At 42.9% G+C, this 24,653-nt stretch carries 22 protein-coding genes and 1 tRNA gene; 10 read left to right on the top strand and 13 right to left on the bottom strand.

Annotated elements, in window-relative coordinates; genetic code table 11:
- Positions 1-348: 348 nt before the first annotated feature.
- Complete coding sequence (locus MHM95_RS02505; protein WP_239384130.1) at positions 349-1,713, top strand: hypothetical protein; 1,365 nt, start codon at positions 349-351, stop codon at positions 1,711-1,713.
- 189 nt (positions 1,714-1,902) lie between these two features.
- On the opposite strand, the gene MHM95_RS02500 is transcribed toward MHM95_RS02505, so the two are convergent.
- The 4 genes from MHM95_RS02500 to MHM95_RS02485 all read right to left on the bottom strand — a co-directional run bounded on the left by MHM95_RS02500 (position 1,903) and on the right by MHM95_RS02485 (position 5,655).
- Positions 1,903-3,414, bottom strand: coding sequence for a leucyl aminopeptidase (locus tag MHM95_RS02500; RefSeq protein WP_239384129.1), 1,512 nt, complete (start codon positions 3,412-3,414; stop codon positions 1,903-1,905).
- A gap of 93 nt (positions 3,415-3,507) precedes the next feature.
- Positions 3,508-4,542: a CNNM domain-containing protein gene (locus MHM95_RS02495; protein ID WP_022943816.1), complete on the bottom strand. Its 1,035-nt coding sequence runs from the start codon at positions 4,540-4,542 to the stop codon at positions 3,508-3,510.
- A 153-nt stretch (positions 4,543-4,695) separates the two neighbouring features.
- The gene (locus MHM95_RS02490) at positions 4,696-5,112 is read right to left on the bottom strand and encodes a hypothetical protein (RefSeq protein ID WP_239384122.1); all 417 of its coding nucleotides are present in this window, start codon (positions 5,110-5,112) and stop codon (positions 4,696-4,698) included.
- A 54-nt stretch (positions 5,113-5,166) separates the two neighbouring features.
- The gene (locus tag MHM95_RS02485; protein WP_239384121.1) at positions 5,167-5,655 is read right to left on the bottom strand and encodes a helix-turn-helix domain-containing protein; all 489 of its coding nucleotides are present in this window, start codon (positions 5,653-5,655) and stop codon (positions 5,167-5,169) included.
- 249 nt (positions 5,656-5,904) lie between these two features.
- Here MHM95_RS02485 and MHM95_RS02480 point away from each other — a divergent pair, with 249 nt between their 5' ends.
- Positions 5,905-7,227, top strand: coding sequence for an AarF/ABC1/UbiB kinase family protein (locus MHM95_RS02480; protein WP_239384119.1), 1,323 nt, complete (start codon positions 5,905-5,907; stop codon positions 7,225-7,227).
- A gap of 41 nt (positions 7,228-7,268) precedes the next feature.
- Here the strand turns inward: MHM95_RS02480 and MHM95_RS02475 are convergent, their stop codons facing one another.
- Positions 7,269-7,853 carry a hypothetical protein gene (locus MHM95_RS02475; protein ID WP_045978407.1) on the bottom strand — a complete coding sequence of 195 codons (585 nt, stop codon included), beginning with the start codon at positions 7,851-7,853 and terminating at the stop codon, positions 7,269-7,271.
- Positions 7,854-8,026: 173 nt separating this feature from the next.
- Here MHM95_RS02475 and MHM95_RS02470 point away from each other — a divergent pair, with 173 nt between their 5' ends.
- Positions 8,027-8,275, top strand: coding sequence for a hypothetical protein (locus tag MHM95_RS02470; RefSeq protein ID WP_045978406.1), 249 nt, complete (start codon positions 8,027-8,029; stop codon positions 8,273-8,275).
- A 29-nt stretch (positions 8,276-8,304) separates the two neighbouring features.
- Here the strand turns inward: MHM95_RS02470 and MHM95_RS02465 are convergent, their stop codons facing one another.
- Positions 8,305-8,760: an MBOAT family O-acyltransferase gene (locus tag MHM95_RS02465; RefSeq protein WP_152441484.1), complete on the bottom strand. Its 456-nt coding sequence runs from the start codon at positions 8,758-8,760 to the stop codon at positions 8,305-8,307.
- Between the two features lie 336 nt (positions 8,761-9,096).
- Here MHM95_RS02465 and MHM95_RS02460 point away from each other — a divergent pair, with 336 nt between their 5' ends.
- Together MHM95_RS02460 and MHM95_RS02455 are read left to right on the top strand one after the other, a co-directional pair.
- Positions 9,097-9,498: a tyrosine-type recombinase/integrase gene (locus tag MHM95_RS02460; RefSeq protein WP_343224290.1), complete on the top strand. Its 402-nt coding sequence runs from the start codon at positions 9,097-9,099 to the stop codon at positions 9,496-9,498.
- Between the two features lie 19 nt (positions 9,499-9,517).
- Positions 9,518-10,552: a hypothetical protein gene (locus MHM95_RS02455; RefSeq protein WP_239384117.1), complete on the top strand. Its 1,035-nt coding sequence runs from the start codon at positions 9,518-9,520 to the stop codon at positions 10,550-10,552.
- A 182-nt stretch (positions 10,553-10,734) separates the two neighbouring features.
- Here the strand turns inward: MHM95_RS02455 and MHM95_RS02450 are convergent, their stop codons facing one another.
- The 4 genes from MHM95_RS02450 to MHM95_RS02435 form a co-directional block, all read right to left on the bottom strand.
- Complete coding sequence (locus tag MHM95_RS02450; RefSeq protein ID WP_239384116.1) at positions 10,735-11,616, bottom strand: site-specific integrase; 882 nt, start codon at positions 11,614-11,616, stop codon at positions 10,735-10,737.
- Positions 11,609-11,830 (bottom strand): hypothetical protein, encoded by a 222-nt coding sequence (locus MHM95_RS02445; protein ID WP_239384115.1) that lies wholly within the window; start codon positions 11,828-11,830, stop codon positions 11,609-11,611. The genes MHM95_RS02450 and MHM95_RS02445 overlap by 8 nt, the downstream gene beginning before the upstream one ends.
- Before the next feature lie 649 nt (positions 11,831-12,479).
- A complete protein-coding gene (locus MHM95_RS02440; protein WP_239384114.1) occupies positions 12,480-13,085 on the bottom strand; it encodes a hypothetical protein in 606 nt (201 codons plus the stop codon).
- A 93-nt stretch (positions 13,086-13,178) separates the two neighbouring features.
- Positions 13,179-13,445, bottom strand: a complete 267-nt coding sequence (locus tag MHM95_RS02435) for a helix-turn-helix transcriptional regulator (RefSeq protein WP_239384113.1) — start codon at positions 13,443-13,445, stop codon at positions 13,179-13,181.
- A gap of 719 nt (positions 13,446-14,164) precedes the next feature.
- Here MHM95_RS02435 and MHM95_RS02430 point away from each other — a divergent pair.
- Positions 14,165-17,776, top strand: coding sequence for a P-loop NTPase fold protein (locus MHM95_RS02430; RefSeq protein ID WP_239384112.1), 3,612 nt, complete (start codon positions 14,165-14,167; stop codon positions 17,774-17,776).
- A 180-nt stretch (positions 17,777-17,956) separates the two neighbouring features.
- On the opposite strand, the gene MHM95_RS02425 is transcribed toward MHM95_RS02430, so the two are convergent.
- Complete coding sequence (locus MHM95_RS02425) at positions 17,957-18,802, bottom strand: TIGR02391 family protein (protein ID WP_239384111.1); 846 nt, start codon at positions 18,800-18,802, stop codon at positions 17,957-17,959.
- 205 nt (positions 18,803-19,007) lie between these two features.
- Between MHM95_RS02425 and MHM95_RS02420 the strand changes: the two genes are divergently transcribed.
- Both MHM95_RS02420 and MHM95_RS02415 read left to right on the top strand, forming a co-directional pair.
- Entirely contained in the window at positions 19,008-19,226 is a 219-nt protein-coding gene (locus MHM95_RS02420) for a helix-turn-helix domain-containing protein (protein WP_105174280.1), read from the top strand.
- Positions 19,227-19,270: 44 nt separating this feature from the next.
- Positions 19,271-20,407 (top strand): replication initiation protein, encoded by a 1,137-nt coding sequence (locus MHM95_RS02415; RefSeq protein WP_239384110.1) that lies wholly within the window; start codon positions 19,271-19,273, stop codon positions 20,405-20,407.
- Positions 20,408-20,572: 165 nt separating this feature from the next.
- Here MHM95_RS02415 and MHM95_RS02410 read toward each other — a convergent pair.
- Positions 20,573-20,649 (bottom strand) — tRNA-Pro (locus tag MHM95_RS02410).
- Between the two features lie 153 nt (positions 20,650-20,802).
- On the bottom strand, positions 20,803-21,423 hold the full coding sequence (locus MHM95_RS02405) for an arylesterase (protein WP_239384109.1): 621 nt from the start codon (positions 21,421-21,423) through the stop codon (positions 20,803-20,805).
- On the opposite strand from MHM95_RS02405, the gene MHM95_RS02400 reads away from it, so the two are divergent.
- Entirely contained in the window at positions 21,424-22,140 is a 717-nt protein-coding gene (locus MHM95_RS02400; RefSeq protein WP_022943809.1) for an ABC transporter ATP-binding protein, read from the top strand. It begins immediately after the preceding gene.
- Complete coding sequence (locus MHM95_RS02395) at positions 22,130-24,631, top strand: FtsX-like permease family protein (protein WP_239384108.1); 2,502 nt, start codon at positions 22,130-22,132, stop codon at positions 24,629-24,631. Before MHM95_RS02400 ends, MHM95_RS02395 begins: the two co-directional genes overlap by 11 nt.
- Positions 24,632-24,653: the final 22 nt, after the last annotated feature.

The following is a 24,653-nucleotide window of genomic DNA, read 5'->3' as shown; positions in this document are numbered from 1 at the left end:
ACATAGTTTTATCTACCCTACTTCAAACGTTAATGAATTTACTAGCGATAGTGTTTGTTGCTTGTTTGTTTCTTTGTTGTTTATTTTTGCCGTTAGATTTGCGGTATGATTTTGTTTTTTGCAATTGTCTTTGGTCTATTTATTTATTGAATTTCTCTAACCTATATCTTTCCTTAATTAGGTATTTGCTATAATATTTAGTTTTAATTATTTTAAGCTAACTGTTTATGTTTTTATGAAATTATCAACAGTTAGCCTTCTGAGGATAAGATTATCAAAGGGGTTTTTCTAAACGTTCCTCATAAGAGGGCGGATTTTTCAAATCGTTTGTCCAAGACAATTATTAGCGTGAATAGCTTCTTCTTTGGTGGAAATTCAACCACGCTGGTTGATGGCGTTAATAAAGCTCAATATGTGTCAAACGACCACTACGAACTCGCTTTTTGGGGATGGGCTACCATTGATGGAGCGACAGTTAAACCTGAATCTTTTTTATCGCTCTTTGAGGAGAGGAAGCTATCAAAGTTACAGGCAGGTACATTTATTGCTGTAGTCCACGTCAAAAGTAACAACTCGATTCAAATCATCAATGATCCTTTCGGGATCTCAAGCCACTATTATAGGTTTAAAGAAGGTACCTTAGAATTATCACCGACTACATCGGCTTTTTCAAATAAGATTATAGATGAAAGCTTAGTTAGTTTTGAACGACAGCAAGGGCATTTAATAGGTAACTTCACTAGATATAAAGATATATTTCGGGTTCCTCCTGGTAGTGTATTAAGTTGCGACGGAAGCTTGAGTTACTATTCTGGTTTAGGTCATTGCTCTGCTCATAGTTGCGGTGATGTGAGAGAGGTATTTAGCCAAAGTATCCAGGCGTGGCCCTATTCCGAGCGGGTTATTCCTCTAAGCAGCGGGTTTGACTCTAGGCTGATAGCGAGTTGTGGAGAGTTCAAATATGGTTACACTTATGGCGAACGAGATAGTGATGATTGTCGTATAGGACAAAAAATTTCATTCACTTGTGATGATTACTTTCAATTCTTAGCTCCTGATAATGATAAAAGTGAAGTAGAATTTAATCAGTACATGTTTGATGGCGATGTCGCAAATCAGGTCGGTATATACTCCCATGCTCGAGGGCTTTTAGATAAAAAGGCGAGTAGTGATAATTTTACTATCTTTGATGGACACCTCGGAGATGCTCTTCAACGTGGAAGTTATTTAAAGCTAGGGGGAGTGATCGGAGTAATATTTTTGCTCATACCATCCTTATATAAACTCCCTCTAAGTGTAGAATTTATCTTAAAACGAAGATATAAAAAGCTCGATAAAAGTTCATTAAGCTTGCTTTTGAATACATTCCGAGAGCTAACTAAAGACTTAAACTTGAATGACTATCAAAAAGTTATATACTTCGAGGCTTTACATGGTCGTGGCGGGCGGCTCATCGTAAACGGAGGTAACATACAAGCTGGGCAATTTTTTACTGTCGTTAGTCCTTTCGCGCACACAGAAGTCTTTAATATCCTTATAAATCAGGATTTTACTGATGTTGTAAGATACAGAAGCCTTAAGCTATTGTGGGCGGGTGCTTCACAAAATTTCACTGACGTACCAACAGAGTCTGGTATAAAACCAACTTCCAATCCTGCTTTATTTTCTTTTTTAAGGGTTTTTAACGCGGTGCGACAAAAGTTTGTTAGTTAAATAGATTTGAGCACTATTTAAAAGAGTGGTTAATTTTCTTGTGTAATCTTCATTGGTTTCTATAAAAATATCAGGGATATTACGGGAATCAATCCAAGGTTAGGGTTAATCCACATATACCCATTTTAGTTGGTGAAAGGGCAGGTAATCCCTGCCCATAACTGACTCATAATGCGCTATCAGTGCACCTTATTTGGTTTTGAGCAACCATTCGCTTAGTAGCCTGACCCCGTAGCCGGTGCCGCCTACATTCACTTCACCGTCAGCCTTGCTCGCTAACGCATTACCGGCAATATCGAGGTGAACCCAGCGGGTGTCTCCAGCAAAGTGTTGTAAGAATGAAGCCGCCGTGGTTGCTCCCGGGCCTCCTGAGCCGATGTTTTGAATATCAGCAATGTCTGACTTTAACTTGTCTTTATAGCCTAACGGTAAGCGCCATACTTGCTCGTTCACCGCTTTGCCTGCAGCCGTTAATTCGCTGACTAATTGCTCGTCATCAGAGAAAATTGCGCTATAGCGATTGCCTACGGCGCGTACTTTTGAGCCAGTGAGTGTGGCTACATCCACCATAATCTGCGGCTTAAACTGGCTGCGCGCATACCACATGGCATCGCTGAGCACTAACCGGCCCTCGGCGTCGGTATTGAGTACCTCGACACTTAAGCCTTCAGCGGTGCGCAGGATGTCTCCCGGCGCTATGGCGGTTTCAGACACCATGTTGGCGGCCATGCCCATTACGGCAACGACATTAACATCGGCTTTGCTCAGCGCCATGGCTTTCACGGTACCTAGCACCGCCGCAGCACCGGCCATGTCGGATTTCATCCGCGCGATTGAAGCGCCGGTTTTAATGCTATAGCCACCTGAATCAAAGGTAATGCCTTTACCAACCAAAGCAATGGGTGCGTCATCGCTGCCTTGGTAATGTGCAACCACCAGTCGAGCACCGTCCTTGCTGCCTCGGCCAACGCCTTCCAACGCCCCCATTCCTTGGGCTTTGATCTGCTCAGGCCCCAATACCTCGACTTTAACACCGAGCTCGCGTAGTTGCTGCGCTGCTTGTGCAAACTCTACAGGGGTTAAGGCGCTCGGCACCTCGGAGGTGAGGTCACGGGCTAAAAATACACCTTGCTCGATATGACTTAAGGCTTGATATGCCTGCTCGGCGCGCGCTTGATCAGCGACATCAAAGTGATAGCTTAGCGTCGTTTTTGCTGCATCGCTCTGTTTATAAGTGTCGAAGCTGTGGTCGCGCAGATTAACGCCATGGGCAAATTGAGTCGCTAATTCGGTATTAGATAGCTGCCCATTGATAGTGGCAAAATCGATGTTTGCCGTCGTCACCTTCATGCCCTCAAGCAGGCCATGCACGTTGCCACCGAGTTTGGCGGTACGCGCTGCATCAAGCTCGTCTTGAGCGCCAAGGCCGACGACAACGACGCGTTCATAGTTTGAGTCTACAGGGGCTAGAAGCTGTACATGCTTATTATACTCGCCGTTAAACTGGGCGGTGTTAAGTGCTTTTTGTAATTGTTGTTGTGCTTGTGGTGATAATACTGAGGTATTGAGCGTTTGGTCTTGCTCTTGCAGCAACACCAAAGTGCCATTACTTGCTAATTCGTTCTGGAATTGGATATCGGCCCCATGGCTGCTGGCTGCAACCATGGCTAACGACAATGCACTGAGTTTAAGGTACGACATAGACTTTCCCTTTAATACGTTAAATCGCTGCCTTTTTACCTTATTTCAGTGCATTTGATAACAGTTTGTCGTTCAATCGCGGGTTTCTGCCGATTAACGCCCTGATTGTGAGCGACGCTCATGCTTCTTGCGCTGCAACCAGCGTCGGCGCGCGAAACGGCGCATGTTAGCAATTTGGTCGGTTTCATCCAAAATAGCTTGGCCAATAATGGTTTCTATGATGTCTTCTAAGGTGATTAAACCTTGCCATGAGCCGTATTCATCATACACCAAGCACATGTGTTGCTGCTCTTCAATTAACTGGCTTAACAAGTGTTCCACGCTGATGTTATTGGCAACCACTTTAGCCTTACGCGCCAGCTCAATAGCGTATTCTTTGTCGCCGGTGGCAATTAAATCACTTTTAAATAACACCCCATGTGGGGCTTCATCGTCATCAAGCAGTGGGAAGCGAGAAAATTGGCTCTTGATTACTTTTTCACGCACCTCACTAAGATGGGCATCGGGTTTGAGCGTTTCACATACAATGCGCGGCGTCATAATATCGCGCACCTTGATGGTATGAAGGTCAAGAATGTTGGCGATAGCGCGGTGCTCACTGTCATCAATACTGTTTATTTCTGCTCCCAGTGATGCCAAGGCTTTTAACTCGACGCGCAAATCTTCCTCAGTGGCGCTGCCACCAAGCAGTCGAGTGATTCTGTCTGATATCCAAATAAATGGCTTGAGTACCCATATTAAAAAGTTGAGCAGTGGAGGCATGGCCACCGCAATTTGCGGCCAGAACCGCGCACCGAGGGTTTTCGGGATGATCTCCGAGAGCAATAAAATAAGAATGGTCATCACCGCTGAGGCAATGCCTAAGTAACCATTCCCAAACACCACGGTGACTTGCGCACCGACACCCGCAGCGCCGACGGTGTGGGCTACCGTGTTTAAGGTAAGAATGGCAGCCAAAGGTTGGTCGATGCGATCTTTTAAGCGCTTGAGTTGGGTGTAACGCTGTGGGTGTTCAAGCTTTTGCTTGGCGATAAAGCTGGGGGTAATGGATAGCAATGCTGCTTCAAGAACAGAACAAATAAACGACACGGCGATAGATAGCACCGCGAAAGCGATAAGTAATATCATGGTTGCTCTGGGCAATCCTTCTTAGTTAGTTGAAAAATGCTATACGCAAAGCATGTACATTGAGGTCAAAAACAATAGATCAAGCGCGACCTTATGACAATATGGCAATCAAAATAACGCGGGCTAAAACTTATGTTCAGCCCGCGTTTGGGACTAGCCTGCCAGCTTGGCTTGGGTGCTGTGAATAACCCAATATGCCCCGGTTATTACTGCAAGTGTGGGCAGCGCTAATTTGGCAAAATGAACTATCAGCGGCTGCTCAAGGTGTGTGAATACGCTTAGCAAACCATACAGTGTGATGAGCATTGCCAAGGCCAGGGCATTGCGTAAACCTTGGCTTTTAGTCATGTAGGTCACCAACATCCCCGTCAATATGCATGCGCTAGCGCCAATGGCTAAGGTCAGTGCAGTTAAGCTCATATCTTGGCTCGCTAAGCTTTGCGCCTGAGCTATATCCACTCCTTCGGGCAGCCAAACTTGGATTGCTACGGCACTGGCGATTGTGGTAACCAGCAGATAAGCTAAAAAAGCCAGTACTACAGATTTTATTACTAATTTATCGTTGAACATGGTGCTCTCCTTTTTGTTAATTGAATCAGTTAGCAAGGAGTGCAGGGCATGAACTTATAAGTCGAATTTAAACACCTGTTTACGCCAACCGCGATAACAAATAACCGCGATAGACAATAACAGCGTGATGGCAACGGTATCTTTAAGTAGGGTCATGGTCTGTTGGTCAATGCTGCCACTTTGAAAAGCGGAGTATATCCCCCAAAAACCAAAACAGTTTGCGACAATCACCGCCAGTAGCCCAATCAAGTATTTTACTCGCAGGTGTTGTGGTGCAGGTAAAGGTTGAGAGGGTGTAGGCTGTGATGGTGGCACAGGTGCCTCGGTATTGCGCGTTGTCGGTTGCACAGCCAGTAATTGCTGGCAATCTAAATCAAGAGCGGCAGCAATGCTTTTAATGGACTCGCCGGAGGCCACGCCTTTGGCTTCTATTCTTTGCACCGTGCGTAAGCTCAATCCGGCTATCTCGGCAAGCTGCTCTTGTGATAGGCAACGTTTATCTCGTTGGTTTTTAATTTCTGTAGTATTGACGTTCATTTTCATTGTTGTGGTCTCCTTGCTAACTGAGCCTTTAAATTAGCAAGTGACCCGCTCCTACTGTACGTTAGCGATGTGTTATCTACCCGACACTTTTACGACACTCAAGCGCCAGCGCCTGTCATTAGTGGCTTACACAAGCCTTGCATGCAATTTAAACAAATGCAACTTGGCGGTAAACATACGGGTTGCTCGATCGTTTTTTCGGCTTTTTTCGTACTAAGCCACAGTTTTAGGATCACAATTAACGCGCAAATGAGTAAAGATAAAGCAGTGCCCACTTCCAAGTTCTCCCGGGCCTTACGATTTGGTTCATTGGCTGGGCGAGTAGCCAGCAATGTTGCCTATGGCGGCTTAAAATCCATGGTCACAGGGCAAAATAAAAGCACTAAAGAGTTAGTGTTAAACAGCAAAAATATTGAGCAATTGGCGCAGCAATTGGCGCATTTGCGTGGTGCGGCAATGAAACTCGGTCAGTTATTGTCGATGGACGCCGGCGAGCTATTAAGCCCGGAGCTCAGTGCGCTATTGTCGCGGTTACGTAACAAAGCCACACCCATGCCACATAAGCAGCTGACCCAAACCCTAAAGCAGCAATGGGGAGCACATTGGCTAGACGGTCTGGCTAATTTTGAGCTGCGTCCTTTCGCTGCGGCATCCATCGGCCAGGTTCACCGTGCATACACTGATAGCGGCACAAAGTTAGCCGTGAAAGTGCAATACCCTGGGGTCGCCAAAAGCATTGAAAGCGATGTGGACAATGTCGTGAGGCTGCTTAAGCTCACTGGTTTACTGCCAAATGGGTTGGACATTGACGAGCTAATTGCCGAGGCGAAAGCTCAGCTGCTTAATGAAGCGGACTACACCTTAGAGGCCCATTACATGAGCCAGTACCAAGAAAAGCTGGGGCCAAGTTCACACTTTGTGGTGCCAAAAGCGCAGAGCGAGTTGTGCACTACGCAGATTTTAGCCATGGAATTCGTTGAGGGCGAGGCTATTGAGCAGGCGCTTAGCTGTACGCAAGAAGAGCGCAATCGTTTAGTGATACATCTACTCACCCTGTTTATGCTTGAGCTCTTTGACTTTCGCTTAATGCAAACCGATCCCAACTTTGCTAATTACCTGTATCAGCGCGACACCGGTCGTATTGTACTGCTCGATTTTGGTGCGACCCGCGTCATTAGTGAGCCCATTAGCCGGGGATATTGGCAGCTTATTCAGGGCGCCATAACAGGCGAGCGCGGTGTCATGGCGCAAGCGGCCCGTGATATCGGTTATTTTAGTGATGATGTGGATAAGGCCTACGAGCATAACGTGCTCGATATTTTTGCTTTGGCCTGTGAACCGCTAACGGCAGACGGTGAGTACGATTTTGCCAGCAGTGATTTGGCTGCGAGAATCAAGCAAAAAGGCTTGGCGATGAGCAGTCGCGAACAGCAATGGCACAGCCCCCCGGTGGATGCACTGTTTATTCATCGCAAACTCGCTGGGCTATTTTTAATTGCAGCTAAGTTGCAGGCGAAGGTCAATGTCAGCGATATTTTTAATGAGCAAAGAAAAAGTAGTGGTGTGAGCTAACTCACACCTAATTAGGGACAAAAACGGGAGGGGTTAAGAGATTAGTAGTTTATTTCGATTTGACCTACAGAGACTGAACCTGTCTGCCATGTAGTACGGCACTGTAAGTTCAAGATTGCGTCTGGCTCAAAGTTATTATCAATTGTGGTGACATAATTCACGAATTGCTTAGACGAGATAGTATCATCTGATATATCTGTCCAATCAAACCCTTTACCAGTACCAAAACGAAGCCATTTGTCTTTGCCACCATCAGGCGTTTTACGAATTCGAGAGATTAGACAGCCTCCGGCTGATACATTAAGACCTTGAGTAATACCATGGACGGTAAGGGTCACATTCCCCATGTTTTCGTTCAGCGGCACACTACAGTGGAAGAAGCGCTCTGTGCGCGAAAATTTCGGATCAAAGATGAAATAACCATTGGCAGAAGCACCGACCTCTTCCAAGGCCACTTGGGTTAGCGCATTTAATTCACCTGATGAAGCAATAAGGTTGTTTACAGCCTCTGCTTTTAGCGCTGAGTCTTCAAAACAATGTGCTGCTCCGGGGAAAACAGCAGTTTGAGCGAACGCAGTACCTGAAGCTAGGGTAATAGCCGCTGCGATTAGTTTTGTTTTTAACATAGAAATTCCTTGTCAAATTGGTTGTCCCTAATACGTGTAACTTACCATGTATTTATGTTATAAGAATAAGAAATTATTATTATTTTTATTGCGTTTAGCTGTACGGGCTAAGAATTAACTACCTCGAAGTATTGAGATGTAACTATATGACTAATATATAAATTAGGGATGATATGGGCTTTAAAGTAAATCATTACGCCGCAAAAACGATCAATCGTACCTTTAGTACCGATTGGGAAACACTCATCATCGAGTTGATAATTGGCGGCATCTGCGCCGTGTTGGCGGTCGTTGGCTATCAAGCAAATTTACTACTGGTGTTTGGCCCTGCAGGGCTCATTAGCGCCATTTGCTTTTTGGGCATTACCTACAATCTATACCAGTATTGGCAGGATAAGCGCCACTCGGCGAAAGGTGATTAGAGAGGCCCTAGGCTCAAGGTAATTCGACGTTAGACTGCCCAATGCTGAGCGAGTAGGTTTTCCAGAGCAAAAGTAACCATGAGCGATACGCCTAGCAAAAGAGCATTTGTCGTTGCTCGAACCAACCAAGGGGCGGCTGTATAGGAGAGCCTCTTGGGGGTTGATACTAATGCCAGTGCACCCATCAAGCCAAACCATGGAGTGAAAAACACAATTAGCTGCCATTTGATCAGGGAGACCGCTAAATCATGCAGCGCACCACTGAACAAAAACGTAATCCACACAGCTAACGCCTTAGGTAAGTAGATATTAAGAGGGCGCATAATATAACGCGACAAGTAATAGCCCCAGATGGGGTTCCAGTAGTGCCAAAAGGTCGCGAACGAGCCTGCTCCAAAGGCGCGATAAAGCATATTCCTCAATGAGTGCGTTGCCCCCATGGGCACGCCATTTGTTCTTTTTACATACTGACGAAGTGACAGCATAAAGGCCTTTATCATAGAAATGATGAACATAGCCACGTATAAAGCGGGCTTGTGTGAACTAACCTCAGCTCACAACTGACTAGACTAAACTTACCACCAGTGCTGCTATGTGCCCAATTTTAACTATTGGTGTAGTCAATTTTACGAGTTCGGCTATATACCTGATATACACCTGCTATCTCCAGCTCAACACACATACCAACATTGCCCTTAGACTAAGTGAAAACTGGTGAACACGTACCGGTATCAAACGGTTTATAGTTATTAAAGAGCTCAGTATCCCACAAGGAATTTAGAATAACTGGCTGGTGTACTGTAAGGGAGTGAATCCATAAAGTGCCAGTCACCCAAAATATGATCATTATGCTTGATGAACTGCGCGCTTCATTCAGCTATTTAGGCTCAAAGTACGTGTTCCCAAGTACAACCTGTACTACATCTGCAGTAGGTGAACAGCCCATTGATAGGCACTCACTATCAAGAGCGGTAAACCGTAAGCAAAAAGAGCTAGGTGTGCCTAAATTTGTACCTCATGATTTACGAAGAACTATGGCTACACGCTTAGGTGATGATGATATTGGTGCAGACCCGATAGTCATTGAGAAAATATTGAATCATCAATTACAGGGAATGCAAAAGGTGTATAATCTAAAAAAGTATATGGTCAAAAGGCGTTTAGCTTTAGAAGCTTGGAGTGCTCGAATAAATAAAGCTATTTTGGTCAATACTCAAAAATAAAACTGATTGAGAGGTTGTGGTGAGCCGCGAGAATAATACCGATTTTTTAAATCGCGCACAGGATTTATACGAGAGTATGCTAATCTATTTGAGAGATAACTTAGGAAGGTTTATTTTATTTATATTTACCTTTTACGGATTTCTTCTCATTTATCTAGGAACTGTAGCAGGCGTTTATTTTCAAAATGCAGATTCTAATTTGTATTTTATCCATGAACTGTTAGCTTGGATTAAGGGAGTAGACTGTTTTCCAGCAGGTGAAGATAGCTATACCATCTCCTTCTACGCTTCTGCAGAACAAGATTATTGGTTTTTTGCAATAATAGGCCTTGCTGTCTCAGTCCCAACAATGAAGCACCCAAAGTCAGATGGCTTGCGAGCAAAAATACATCACTTTTTCCCTAGGCTGAGTGAAACTCACCCTTACATGGAATACCTTGTGACGATGATGAATAAGTCATCTTGTATTACAGAGCAATATAAGAGAGTTGTCACAGTTACAAATGTCGATGAGGAGTTTTTCTCTAGTATCGTTTCAACTAGGTTTAGACTGAAAAATTTACATCATAATCATGCTCTAAATCATAACATTGGTAACTTTTCACTTATTCCTGATGAAAAAGTGCTAGAAAAGCACCCTATTTGGGGAAAGCTGTCATGCTTCGTTGATGATGAGGGGGAAAGTGTATCCCCTCCTCAGAACTTGACTGGTGAAGCCTTTAAAGTAAAAGATTACAATATACGTCTAGAGGCAAACGATACAAGAGAATATCACTGCGTCTATGATTTAATGAGCGACCTACATGAAAAGATGAACATGTCTTTTATTAGGTTTACCGAGAAGTTTGACTTTTGTATTGAAAATAGAAGTGTAACTAAGCTTATCATTTCAGTGTATCTGCAGAAAGGGACTGGAAATTCGAACTCTACAGTTCTGGTAGATAAATCTGTGGTCGGTATTAATGAGACTTTTAATTTACCAGAAAGCATAGAAATGTTGGCTATTAACGACAAAGTTTCCGTTCAAATATCTCCTTGCATTGAGGAGTCATAGTGGCTACAATCGGGTATACAAGTAATGGAGGTTATTTATGATTATACAAAGTGAATCGAAAGGTATGTAAACATACTAAGTTGTTGAAAGTCATTGCTTTTATAAGCTCAGATTTTTACGCTAAACCTCTTTGAAGCGACTTTCTAGTCGCTTCATTTATATAGTCTAGTGAGTGTTTCACCTTATCTAAGATACTCTGTAGTAATTTCAGGCCTAAAATGCCCCATCTCTTGTGAAACGGTCTCTAAAGCCGCTTCATACTCATACCCCAAGCTTTTCAGTTCAACCATCCGCTCTTGAGCATAGCTATGTCTAAGGCCATGTGCGCCAGTAGAAAACAGCAGTGCGCGGTTAGACGCTTTAGAGAATGAGTCAGACCATTTTTTACCGCCAGCTATATTGTAACGCTGAGAATAGTTAATTTCTCTGTCCACTACTGTGATTGGTTGAGTTAATCGTTGTTGCTCGAGCTGAGCTGCAAGATTAGTGGGAATAAGCACATGACGAATTAAACCCCCTTTTCCAACTACTGTGTAATGCTCACCCTCACGGCCTTGCCATTTTGAGTCTAGGGCAGGGCGTTTATCAGGATTTCGTTCGTTAGCTTTGGCAAGCGTTAGCAGCTCATGAGCTCGAAGGCCGGCCGCATGAGCTATTTGTGTTGCGAGTTGATTCCTTTCTGTTTGTCTATGGGAAATAGCTTTAGCTTGCTCTGTAGTGTAAGCACGAGAGCGCTTTATTTCATCTAAGCATGACTTTACACGGTAGAGTGTTTCTTTCGGTTGTAATTTACTGTTTAATTGCATCATAGCTTGTATCGCTTGGCGTTCCATATCTAGGGCTTTTTGACCAACGATCTCAGCTCTGTAATCAAGATACATACGTGCTTGCTGAGTCGTCATAGCCTGAATGCCGTTAATGCCGATATCTTTTGACCAGCTGGCAACTACCTTTAATGACTGCATATAGTTTCTGGCTGTGCCTAAAGACTTTATGCGCTGTGCTTTGGTTAGTCCTTTGATAACGTTCTTTGCTTGAGTCTCAGCTTTGGCAAATTTAGGCATTTTTATCTAGCCACCTTTTAACAGTTGTCCACTGAACATTTATGCCTCTCATAGCGAGCCAGCGTTGTAGTTCAGCTTTGCTTGCACCCGCTTCGTAAAGTTTGCAAAGGTGAGTGCGGTATTTATCTAGTTTGGATGGTTTATGTCGTTTACGGGTTCGTAGTTTTGTTTGCGCTTTTAATAAAGCGACTTCAGCGTTTGGGTTAAAAGTCATGCTTGCTCCTCGAGTGTAAGATTAACTGGCAACTAGGTTGCTCAGCGACACTGAAGCCTATTCGCCCCTGTTCTTCGCACATGCGAAAGGCTCGGACCGATCTCGCCTTAATATGATTTCCTCTTTACGTGAAAACGGCAGCAGAAAGCGCCGATATAACGCCTTAAATGTGGCGTGAGACATGACTATTAAATTGAAAAGAGTGAGGGTCCTCACTACGTATTGTCGGCAGCTGAACAGCGCCGTTTTTTGTAGATGCCCATTGGGCTATGTCAGTATTAATTTAGCGCTAAAATTTCCTCTGTGCAATCTGCAAATAAAAACCTGCGTATAAGTCATGAAAAACCAAGCCCCCCGCTATGAAGCGAGCGATTTATCGCTTCGACATAGCGGGGGGCGTAGCCCCTTAAAAAAGAGGAGGCAGTTGCTCATGATGCCTCCATTAAAAGGACTTGGTTTTTAGCAAATTTGCGGATATATAAAAACTAACTTAGGCTTAGATAGGTATCTATCGTCGGAGTGTAAGTATGGGTCCTGTGATTGTCGGCAACTTACTTATTTTGGGAGTCGTTCTGTTTTTTTATTTGTTGTTTCATAGTGCGTCAAAGATTAAAAAAGGAGACTGAAGACAGGCATAGTCGCTGCAACTTTAGCCTTTCCTCGTTAGTCCACGAAACAGTGATGAAGACCAAGACTCGTAACGGCCAATAAGTTCTAAATAATTTTGATCACCCCATTTTACTAAATCCGCTACTACGCTTTCTGTAGATAGAACATGTGATAGTTGGAATGCGTCTTTAACATCCCTTACTCCTTGTAGAGTAGTTCGTCCCCAAACTAGTGAGCTGCCAGCTATTTGTACTGCTTCCTTGTTACAACTAACTTCATACCCCTCCGGTTCTTGGGCAACTTCTAAGAGTAGTTGGAAGGCTCTTTTGTTTTGGTGGTGCTTTAGCTGGTCTCGGTCGTACAAAGTTAAAAATTTATATTTTTGATACTCGATTTCGCATTTCATTTCGGTTATGAATTTACGGCCTTTTTCATCCTCTAGTAAAAAATCTAGCGTGTAGTGACGACCGTCATTATCATAAATCGTTGGTCTTCCCAAATCGATGAATGGTGACTTTTCATTGTTACACCATATCCTGATAATTTCTTCGTTAAATATACCAAAGACTCTTGATAAGAATTTGTCTCTTTTGGATTTTCCTTTGTAAGGCTTGTCTTCAGATATGAATAGGCTTTCGAAATTCATTTTAATTCTCGGAAGGTCCAGTTCGTTGTTGCTCTGTAATCAGTTCACAGTAAATTTTATTAACAGTTATGACAAACTGATATTCATTCTGGGCTAATTTCTCTTGTATTTTAGTATTTCTCCTGCAAGTTTATCTTCTTCACAAAACAAAAAGGCAGTTGGTACATCTAAAACTTTAGCGAGTGCTTTAACAGTTTTAAAGTCAGGTGTGTGAACACCTCTTTCATACTGGTTCATTCTGGCAGAGGCTGAGAATGTCTCCATTCCTGCCTGAATTCCGAGTTCTTTTTGGGATAGACTTTTTGCCTTTCGAGCTTCCTTTAGTCGTTTCGGAAAAGGCGATTCATCGTTAGTTTTCATATAAATACAAAGCAAACTTGAAAACTAAGAGTTTCTTAGCTTTAATGTGATTTAGATACTCAGGAATCCTTAGTTTGTTGAAGGTGTGGATATGTTTTTAAAAGTACTCAAAGCTACAGCGCTAATTGCACTGGAAGTGATGTTGGAAGAAGACAGTAGGAAAAAAATCAGACCAAGATAAGTTTATCGAAGAGTATGGTGATGGGGCTGGGAATGTAAACTTTTATGGTGATGAATACACAGAACAAGAGGCTCGCGACGCGCATGACCGAGGAGAGTTTTATTATTGATGACTTAGAGGGTATTTATAAATTTTAGTATTAAGTTTGGTGGTATGTCAGATATTTGACCTTTTTCTATAACTCTGAAGCCTAAGAGTACTCACTGACCTTTCCCCCAAAATTAACACCATTTGATTAGATCAGTCCTCGAAAATGAATAAAAAAACTCTCTTCACTGTTTTAAAGTTAGCCTGGATGCTTTAAGGTAATTTAGTCAGGTTGATCAGTATCCTATGTAATAGCAGTGGAAGCTTTGTTGTCCATAACACACTAAGGTGAAATAAAGAATACGTGCTTTAGTTTGGCCTATATGTAGTGTTTGTTAGGCACTCACTCCCAGCTGTAAGCTTATTAACCCAAAGTCAATGTAATTAGTGCATACAGGTTTTAGCCTGTATTTTGTGCACTTTAGTTTCTAAAAGGTTATTGCTGCTTCCAATGAAAAAGTACTTTGATAAATTCAAGCTTTGGTTTGCCTCAATTCTCAAATGCATAGCTTCTTGGTTAGAAAATGCAGAAATATCGCAAAATACTAACTCTAAGTTTGTTGATTTAGCTCCCACAGATGAAGCAGATGAACAAGGTATATATTCCTCAGCGATCCAGTTTGCTATAGATAATGAAAAGGTCATGAATATTGCCTTGACCGGTCCATATGGTTCGGGAAAAAGCAGTATCATCCAATCTTTCTTAAAAAAGTATAGTAAGCCTGTACTGCGAATTTCTTTAGCAGCCTTTGTTTCAGAGACAGAACAACCAAATAAGGCTGAGCGCCAAGAAATTGAGAGAAGCATCCTCCAACAGATGCTCTATGGTGCAGACGCAAACAGACTGCCTTTATCGCGATTTAAAAGAATTCAGTCACCGGGTGGGTGGTCAGTAATTAAGTCTCTAGCTATAGTGCTAGGAACTCTATCGATTTGGTATGTTTTCAATCAACGAGAAAACATTATATCAGGATCCTATTTTAAACCATTGACGCTAAGTAATTGGTTTAATTTTGGGGTTATATCGTGCTCGGCTCTATTCCTATGGGCGGTTTTCCACCGCTTTTATGTCGCTAGCTTCGGTCTATCACTAAAGGGGATATCTCTAAAAGATGTGGAAATAAAGCCCTCTAATAATGACGAAACGTCAATATTAAACCGCCACCTAGATGAGATAGTCTATTTCTTCCAATCAACTCAATATGACCTCGTTATCATCGAAGACTTAGATCGATTTGATAAACCTGACATATTTGTGACGTTAAGAGAAATAAATAGCCTCGTAAATGAGAATGCTGGAGTGACCCGCACTATTAGGTTTCTCTATGCATTACGAGACGATATGTTTGCTAACACAGAGCGAACTAAGTTTTTTGAATTCATAATTCCTGTCATCCCAATTATAAACTCTTCTAATTCGATAGACATGGTTTTAAAACAGGGTCACAGACTTGAGCTTGAAAATCGTCTTGAACGGCAGTTTTTGAGAGAGGTATCAAGATATTTAAACGATCTGCGGTTAATTCAAAACATCTTTAATGAATATGCAGTATATATATCTAGCTTGGAAAATAATGATGACGAGATACTAGATGCCAACAAGCTTCTTGCAATATTAATATACAAAAATGTCTACCCGAAGGATTTCGAAGAACTTCATCAAGGAACAGGGAACTTAGCCGAATTACTAAACTGTAAAAGTGAAATCATTACTGATTGTGAAGATAGATTAAGGAGAAAACTCAATGTACTAGAGAAGCGCCTTGAGATTGCTGAGCAACAGATTGCTATTGACGTTAAAGAATTAAACCAAATATACGCCATGGCGCTATTTGAGCTTATGGGAAATAACGTACGTTACGTTGTGCTGGATGGGCGTAATTCAATTGAGGTTTGCACAATAGCGGATAACGATAACTTTGAGCAAGTTATCGAGCATAATAAAATTGAAGTAATCAACTTTAATGGGCACAGACACACGGTTAACATCTCTGGTGTGCAAAACTCTGTAAACGACTATAAATCTTATAAACAGCGTAAAAAAGAAATAGATGATAGGTCGGCAGCCGGTAAAAATAAGCTATTAAGTCAAATTTATGATTTAAAATTAAAGATAAATGCTCTTCGCACGACCAAGCTAAAAGCATTATTACGTCTTGATCTAGAGAAAAGTGAGGCCTTATTTGAAAAGTTCGGTGAAAATGGAGAACTTGCTCGTTACCTCATCTTAGAAGGCTACTTGGACGATACTTATTATCAATACACCTCGCTTTTTCACTCTGGACGCCTTTCGCCTAATGACAATAAGTTTCTGATTCAAATTAGGGCGTTCAAAACGCCAGAGCCTCAGTATCCGATAGATAATCCAAAGGAAGTCATCGAAGCTATGAGAAAAGAGGATTTTGGGCAAAGTTTCATATTAAATGTGAAGCTTGTGGACACTATCCTCAATGAGCCAGGTCGTTATAAATGTAAACTTCTCAAGATCATTGAGTTCGTATCTTCAACCTTCGATAGTTGTGAAGAGTTTCTTGAAGTCTATTATTCAAGCGGTAGAAATACCAATAAACTTATTTCTCAACTCGAAGAACATTGGGATTATTTAACTGCCACAGCTTTAAGCAGTGAGAATAGTATTTCCCACGTAACGCAAATTCTCTTACATGTACCTAAAAGTAGACTTAAGAGACTGACTCTAAACTTTGAGGAATTACCTAAGTTCGTCTCCGATAATCTACCTGAAATTCTTGGGCGTTGTCCTGAATTAGAGCCAGAAACCATTACGTGTTTAAATGTAGAGGCTTTAGACTTTTCTGCAATTAATGATCATGCAGACATTGTGAGAGCTATGTTCAAAGAAGGCCTCTTCGCTCTTACTATTGATAATTTAGAGTTTATCTACCTGGAAATATTGGGTGAAAGTGACGTTGAACAGCTGCGAAAGAGAAACTTAACGACTTTACTTTCAATAAAAAATGAAACTCTGTTGTTACGTATAGAGCGAGATTTTAAGAAATACTTAAATAATATTTTGCTAGAACTTTCTGAGAATAATCAGGAAACTCCAGATTCTATCGTAAAGGTGATGTGCCAAGAAGAAATTGATGAAAGCGACCTAAAAAGATTCCTCGAGAAACAGAATACACTTCTACCAAACTTAGAGACAATACCTGAAAAATTACACTCAATGCTATTTGATTTAGGTAAAGTTGAACCTAAATGGGGGAATTGCCTGTCATTTATTAAGAGTGATGAATTCAACGAGGAGAGTTTACTTAATTATCTTGATAGAGACACTGTTCGTGAATCAATTTTAATACACCCAATGCCAACTGACGAAGCTTCAAAGCCCCTACGTAACTTTATAATAAGCGCGAACTCTCTTTCATTTGATGCATATAAAGATTACGCCAAAGCATTGCCTTTGTCATTTACCAAACCGCCTGAAGGCTTAAGTTCAGATAAGCTTAGTGTGCTGATAAGAGAGCGAAAAATCAGACTCTCAAAAGAGAGCATTGATGCGTTTTATGAAGATGAGGATTTGCAGGTTCAGTTGGTAGTAGAAAATATAACCTCTTATTTGTCGGAGCCAGACATATATAGTTTGGACGATGACTTCCGAGAACTTCTCCTTCGCACTGAGCTTGACAAAACATACAAGCTTGAAATAGTCAGACTGATTAACCTAGAAACCGTGATAAGTGATCCAGACCGAGCTTTATTAATAGGTCCAATATTACTTAATTCTGAGAGTTATAACGATATAGAACTAAATGAAGATATCGTGCAATCGCTCATACTTAACTGTTCACCAGTTTCGATACAAATTTCACTTTTCAATAGGTATCAATCACTTTTGGATGATTACACTGTTAGAGAAATACTAACTAAGCTACCGAAGCCGTATTGCGATATAAAAACAGGTTACAAACAACCCAAACTGAAAAAAACAGCAGAAAATATTTCTCTAGCTGGTTGGCTAAAATCAAGAAATCTCATTTCATCTATCAGTGATAGTGAGCGGTACAATGACAACATTGTGATAAACCTTTACAGGAGCTAACAATATTCTTGATTTACTAAAGTAAAGGTTAGTGTAATTTAGCCCTCAAAACCCTTGCTGTGTGATGAGTTTACCGTCAATATTAAACAGGGTTTTTACAATGGCACTGGGATACGCAGCCCTAGGCTGCGTAGCTTTTATTACTGACGAGGATCATGAGCATTAGATTGAGATGCCTTCTTAGGCGTTTTGCTGCTCTAATTCTCGAACTTTGGTTGAGCGTTCTAATATAAATAACTGATTCAATAACATGAACTCACGAAGTTCGTCGCATGCATTGGAATCAAGTTGTTGGTGAGCCCGACGATTACGAAACGCCATAAATATACTAGAAAACATATTGGCGCGCCCCGTACTTTCACTACCATCTAAATTTTCCCAATATAAAGGACTGTTCTCGCCCGAGAAAGCTTTTGAAAATAGTTTTGCGCCTGTTTCTTTCGTCAGACCAGATTTTTCTTTAATTGCCTGTTCAAGCAACCTATATCCAGTCATCAAAGTGTTATCAGGGTTTTGTTTCAGAGATATTGCTATATCCAGTAGTCTGTCATCTATCAAAGCTATAGGGATTTCTTTCGGGAAGTAGCAAGTAAATTTATTTGGTAAAGTGTGACGCTCATACATGTAGTCATACCACCTCTGAGGTCTTAAAGGGGTTTGCTCAAAAAGCCAATCTAGATCTTTTAAAGTAAGTGCAGAATTATCTATTCGTTGAATGAATTTCCGGGGCACTAAATATTCATCGATCTTATCAGTATATTTGCTAAGTACTGACAAAATATAGGAAAGAGATCTAGGTCCTTCGCCTGAATAGCCTGATGTGAAGCCTGATTTTATAGCAACATCCACATCTATATCGACATTCAATAATAATGCATGACGACAGCTATGGTCACTCCCACAGGTTAATATCTTTACTGTATTGATTTCTCTACCGAAGTGAATCATTTCTACTACAGCATCAATACAGTGTCGTGAAATCCCTGCTAGCCCTCGATAATCTATGCCTGCTAATCTTGTTATCATAATCCTTTATTCCCATTTTAAAGCTGCCTGATTAATAGGCGCTTTACTTTTAGCTAATCATACCTTAGCCTAAATGGGCTGGTTAAATCCAGTGCCAAAAAAGGCGCTTCTAGCAAGCTGCCTGTTACACGTAACGAGGAAACAAACGGCTTTTCATAAGCACGGTTGATACGTTTTTAACAGGTTTGGTTAGTTAGGAGGGCTCATGTCCACATTTATTACCACAAAAGAAGCTGCAAAGTTTTTAAACTGCTCACCGCAGCATTTATACAATATCCGAAATAGACGCAAAGCTGCGCTTACGCAAGGTGATTCTGATCTTGCTAAAAAGGTTGCCCCAGAGGCGATAAAAATTGGCGGGAAATTACTTTTTGAAGAGTCTGCGCTTGAAGCGTGGCTAAGAAAGTACGGTGACGTTGCTTAACTTGCGAATACGGCAGGCGTAAGCGACCAAACTATCCGCCTGCCGTGTTGAATTTATTCCAACACGGATATCTTAAGACAAATACCGCGAAACAGCTAGTTTCTGCTGTGCCTTTGAGTGTGCGAGAAAAGCTCGTTCAAAGGCTTTATAGTGCTACACCACCAAGAACATTATGCACAAATGAAGATATAACAAAGGGACGTTACCGTTTTGGTGAAATAGCTTTGGATGAATACCTCCATGTTCAAGTTAACCCAAAAGTTATTCAATATTGGCTGATTTTTGATATCGATGACGAGTCAGCATTTTCTTGGGAAGACAACCTACTTCCAGCCCCAAATATAATTGTTAGTGGTCCACCTATAAGCAAATTAGGCAAAATAGAGGCGCAAGGGGGAGCGCATCTGCTTTATGCTATTCAGGGCGTTACAACAAGCCTTAAAGGTAGGCGAAAACCGATCGCGTTTCTGAAGTATGTAGATCAAGCTATGCGAATAAAGCTGGGTGCAGACGAGGGCTATACAGGACCACTCTGTAAGAACCCGCTTCATCCCCATTGGAAAACTTCCTTCTTGCATTCGCATGAATACAGTTTAAATGAACTAAATGACTTCTTACATAAGCCCAAAAGAGAATATAGCCATGGGTTTGACTGGAGTAGTGTGGCTAATTCCCGTAATTGTTATTTATTTCATCAGCTGCGCTTCATTGCTTATAAAAGAATTAACTACGCCAGAGAAAATTGGCGATTTGAAGATTGGCGTAAGCATCTATTTGAGGTTGCAGAAACCTTAAATAACTTTGCGGGATTTGGACTAGCAAAAGAATATCCGATGCAATACAAAGAGCTACAGTCAATTAGTCAAAGCGTTGCGTCTTGGACTTGGAGTAATTACTTCCCTAACCACAACCGAGGGGTAGCAGGCACTTGGTTGTATCAAATCCCCATTCAATCCACAGCACTCGCTCAACGTGAAGGCGCGCGTTATACCCATAGGAAAAGACGTGAAACATCTGAAGCGTTAATAAAGCAAGCTGTTGGTAAATTAATCGACACAGGCCACAAACTTACTCAAAAGAACATTGCACTTGAAACTGGGCTTACGAGACAAACAGTCGCGAAGTATAAGCAAATAATTGATGATGTTAAGTATGCTGCCCCTCAGGGTATTAGGGGTTAAGGGATATAAACTTAGGGGGGAATAAAAGTAGTAAGTATGTAGCTGTTAAATGTAGAAGTAGAGCAAGCATACATATATGCTACATCTAAATAAGTTTAGCTAATTTAAGTTGCTACATTGCTTTACGTAAGCTTAGTTAACTCATTGAATAGGGTGAGAGAAGAATGGTCGGCATAGCAGGATTTGAACCTGCGACCCCTGACACCCCATGACAGTGCGCTACCAGGCTGCGCTATATGCCGACTTGGATTGCAATAGTACGGAAATATTTTGTAAATGCAAGCATCGGCTGGTGCGTTTGCTTATAAAACATTCATATTCGCCGATTTAATTACAAAAAAGAAAAAAGCGCTAATTTTCAGCGCTTTTGTTGAGTTATTTTGGTGTATCAGAGGCTACTTGGTCAGCCAGTTACTGATTTGTGTTTTCATAATATCCCGTAGGATCGGCTGCGCTTCAGCATTAGGGTGAATGTTATCGTTTTGCATTAATTCACCGTCGGTTGCCACTTGCTCTACAAAGAAGGGCATTAAGGTCACTTGCTTTTCCTTGGCCACTTCAACAAAGCTTTGCTCGAACAACTCGGTATAACGACGGCCATAATTGGGTGGAATACGAATTTGCATTAACGCCACCTCAGCACCGGCCTCTCGGCTTTTATCTATTAGTGCATGCAGGTTGGCTTTCATTTTGGTGACGGGAAAACCACGCAAGCCGTCGTTGCCGCCAAGCTCAATGAGCACATGGGTAGGGGGGTGCTCTTTAAGAATCGCATCAAGGCGGCGCAGTGCCCCCCCTGTGGTTTCACCGCTTATACTGGCATTAATCAGGGTAGTGGGCGTATTTTGTTGCTCGTACGTATCTTGTAACAATTGCACCCAGCCTTGGTGTTGTTTTAACCCATAGGCTGCGCTTAAGCTGTCACCTAGGACAAGTATCTGATTGTCAGCCCAAGCGAATAATGGTTTAGTGACAAGCAGTAAGACGATAAAAACACGTAGGATTGAAGCACTCATATGTCAGCGTTATCTCAATTAAATATTATTCAAGTCAAAGAATTAACTAAGTCCGTTAATACGCTTGACGGCGATTTAACGATCCTCAGCGACATTACCTTTAATGTCAAGCCGGGCGAGTCGGTAGCCATTGTTGGCGCCTCGGGCTCGGGTAAATCCACTCTGTTGAGCTTGTTAGCAGGGCTTGATGTGGCAAGCTCGGGAAGCATTACCTTAGATGGTGATGCCCTGGAGCAACTGGACGAAGAAGGGCGCGCGGCCTTGCGTGCGCAAAAAGTCGGGTTTGTATTCCAATCCTTTATGCTGGTGCAAAGCCTCAGTGCACTTGAGAATGTGATGTTGCCAGCTGAGCTTGCTAACCAAAGTGATGCCAAAGACCAGGCGCTGGCGCTGTTGGAGAAGGTCGGTTTGAGTCATCGCGTTGAGCATTACCCTTCGCAGCTTTCGGGTGGTGAGCAGCAGCGAGTTGCTATCGCTCGTGCCTTTATTGGCACGCCGCAAATTCTGTTTGCTGATGAGCCTTCGGCAAACTTAGACAGTAAAAACGGTAAAATGATTGAAGAGCTGTTGTTTGAGCTTAACCAACAGCAAGGCACCACGCTGGTGCTGGTTACACATGATGAAGCACTGGCACAGCGATGCGATCGTATTTTGCACATCGAAGGCGGCAGTCTAACCGAGTTGAGTGAGCCGAAGGAGCAGGTAAATGTGGGCTAAATTGGCATTTAGACTGTTTTTGAGAGAGTTGCGCCGAGGCGAGCTCACGGTGATATGTGCAGCCATTGCGTTGGCAGTGATGACGGTGTTGACCTTGTCCTCGGTAACTGACCGTATTGGTCAAGCCATTTTGCAAAAATCCAACGCTTTTATCGCCGCCGATAGAGCACTGGCCAGTAATCATGCGTTGCCAGATGAATACCGCCAGCAAGCACAGAAAATGGGCTTGAAGACGGCGCAGCTCACGTTTTTCGATACCATGCTCTTTGCCAATGACCGTATGCAACTGGCGGCAATAAAAGCAGCGTCATCGGCCTATCCTCTTAAAGGTGAGCTACTCATTAAAAGCGATTTTGATGCCCAAGAGCAAGTGGCCGAGGGCGGCCCTAAAGAGGGCAACGTTTGGCTCAATGAAACGGTGATGTATTCATTGGACCTGCAAGTGGGCGATGAGGTTGAGTTAGGTGCTGCCACCTTTACCGTTAGCCATATTTTGAGCGAAGAGCCGGATGCGCCGTTCAATATTTTCTCTGGCAGTCGCCGGGTGTTGCTTAATGAAGCTGATATCGCCAAAACGGAGGTGATCCAACCGGGGAGTCGGGTGTTCTACCGTCAACTCTATGCTGGCGACGGTGACGATGTCGAAGCGTTTTATCAATGGCTAAAACCTCAGCTGGCCGAAAACCAACGTTGGTATGGGGTGAAAGACAGGCAGTCGCCCATAGCTAATTCGTTAGAGCGGTCAGAGCGTTTTTTACTGTTGGCAGGTCTGTTGGGAATTATTCTCGCGGCAGTGGCTATCGCGGTATCAGCAAAGCGTTATTGCGAGCGCCAATACGACCCAGTGGCAATGATGAAAACCTTAGGCGGGGCCCGTGCACAAATACGCGCCATTTATTTGCTGCACTTGTCACTGGTGTGTGGTTTTTCACTGCTAATTGGCCTTGCTGTGGGATATTCGCTGCAGCACGTGGCCGCCGACTATATGGCTAAAAGTATGGATATTAGCCTGCCGCCCGCGTCGCTGCGCCCATGGCTAAGTGCGGTATTCATCGGGGTTGTGTGCGCGGTGATGTTCTCCATTAAGCCACTGCTGGATTTATTTGATATTCCGCCGCTACGGGTATTGCGCCGAAACCTTGGTGACAGGTTGGTGGTGAGCAAAATCCACCTCGCGCTCTCGGCATTAACGGTTTTTGGGTTAATGTGGTTATTCAGCGGTAAGATCAAAATTACCCTAATCTTATTCGCCTCTTCGGCCCTTGTGGTGGTGGTGCTGTTTGTCGCCTCAAAAGTGATTTTTGGCACAGGGCGAAAGCTCGGCCTCAGTCCGGGTAACAGTTGGTCTTTAGCGCTGGCTTCAATTCAAAAGCGGGCTAATGCCAATGCCGTGCAATTAATCAGCTTTGCGCTGGCGATTAAGCTGCTACTGTTTCTCATTGTGCTTAAAAATGACATGATCAATGACTGGCAATCGCAATTACCAGCGGATGCGCCTAATGCGTTTCTTGTTAATATTAGCGAGCAAGAAAAACAGCCCGTTGCCGATTATCTCGCGGCTAATAGCATTGAGGTGTCGCGCTTTTATCCGACCATTCGTGGCCGCGTCAATGCCGTCAATGGCGAGAAAGTCGCGCGAGAAGTGTCATTAGAGGACAACGAGAAAAAGGATGAAGAAGCACGCTCTGGTGTGGGCCGTGAGCTGAACTTGACCTGGGTTCGTGATATGCCAAGCCATAACACCCTAACCAAAGGGCAGTGGTTTACAGAGCAAAGCCAAGGGGAAGTCTCTATTGAGCAGTCAATGGCTGAGAGGTTGGAGATTCAACTGGGCGATACCATCACCTTTTTAATCGGTTCGCAAAGCTTTGATGCCGAGGTTACCAGCTTTCGCGAGGTGAATTGGTCCACCCTAAAACCAAACTTCTTTATGATTCTAAGCCCAGACTTGCTCGCTGAGTTTCCGGCAACCTATATTGCGGCAGCACGTATTGATGATGGTGAAAATAAAGCCTTTACTCAGCTATTGCGGCAGTATCCCACCATTACGGCTATCGATGTCGACAACTTTGTCGAACAAATTCGCTCAACTATCGAGCAGGTGTCGTTAGCCATTGGGTTTGTGCTGGCAATCGTAGTGGTCTGTGGTGCCTTGGTATTAATTTCGCAGGTCCAAGCGAGCTTGGGTGAGCGGATGCAAGAGGTCGTTATTTTACGCACCTTGGGAGCACGCGGAAAGTTGATCCGAGGAGCCACCTTGTATGAATTCTTACTACTGGGATTGATAGCTGGCGTAGTTGCCGCCTTAGTGAGCGATGTGGCGCTTTTCATTGTGCAGCGACAGTTATTTGAGCTACCTGGAAAGTTCCACCCTGATATATGGTTCATCGGGCCCGTAGCGGGTGCTTTGTTTGTGGCACTGTTGGGATACACTATGATAGCGCGAACACTCAACAAGAACACCAGTGGTTTGCTACGCAAACTGATGTAGACAAAAAAGCCGCTTTAACAAG

The organism is Pseudoalteromonas sp. CnMc7-15, assembly GCF_022347925.1.
GTDB lineage: Bacteria > Pseudomonadota > Gammaproteobacteria > Enterobacterales > Alteromonadaceae > Pseudoalteromonas > Pseudoalteromonas ruthenica.
Note: the sequence above shows the minus strand (reverse complement) of the source record. Positions and strands in the feature narration are given on the sequence as shown.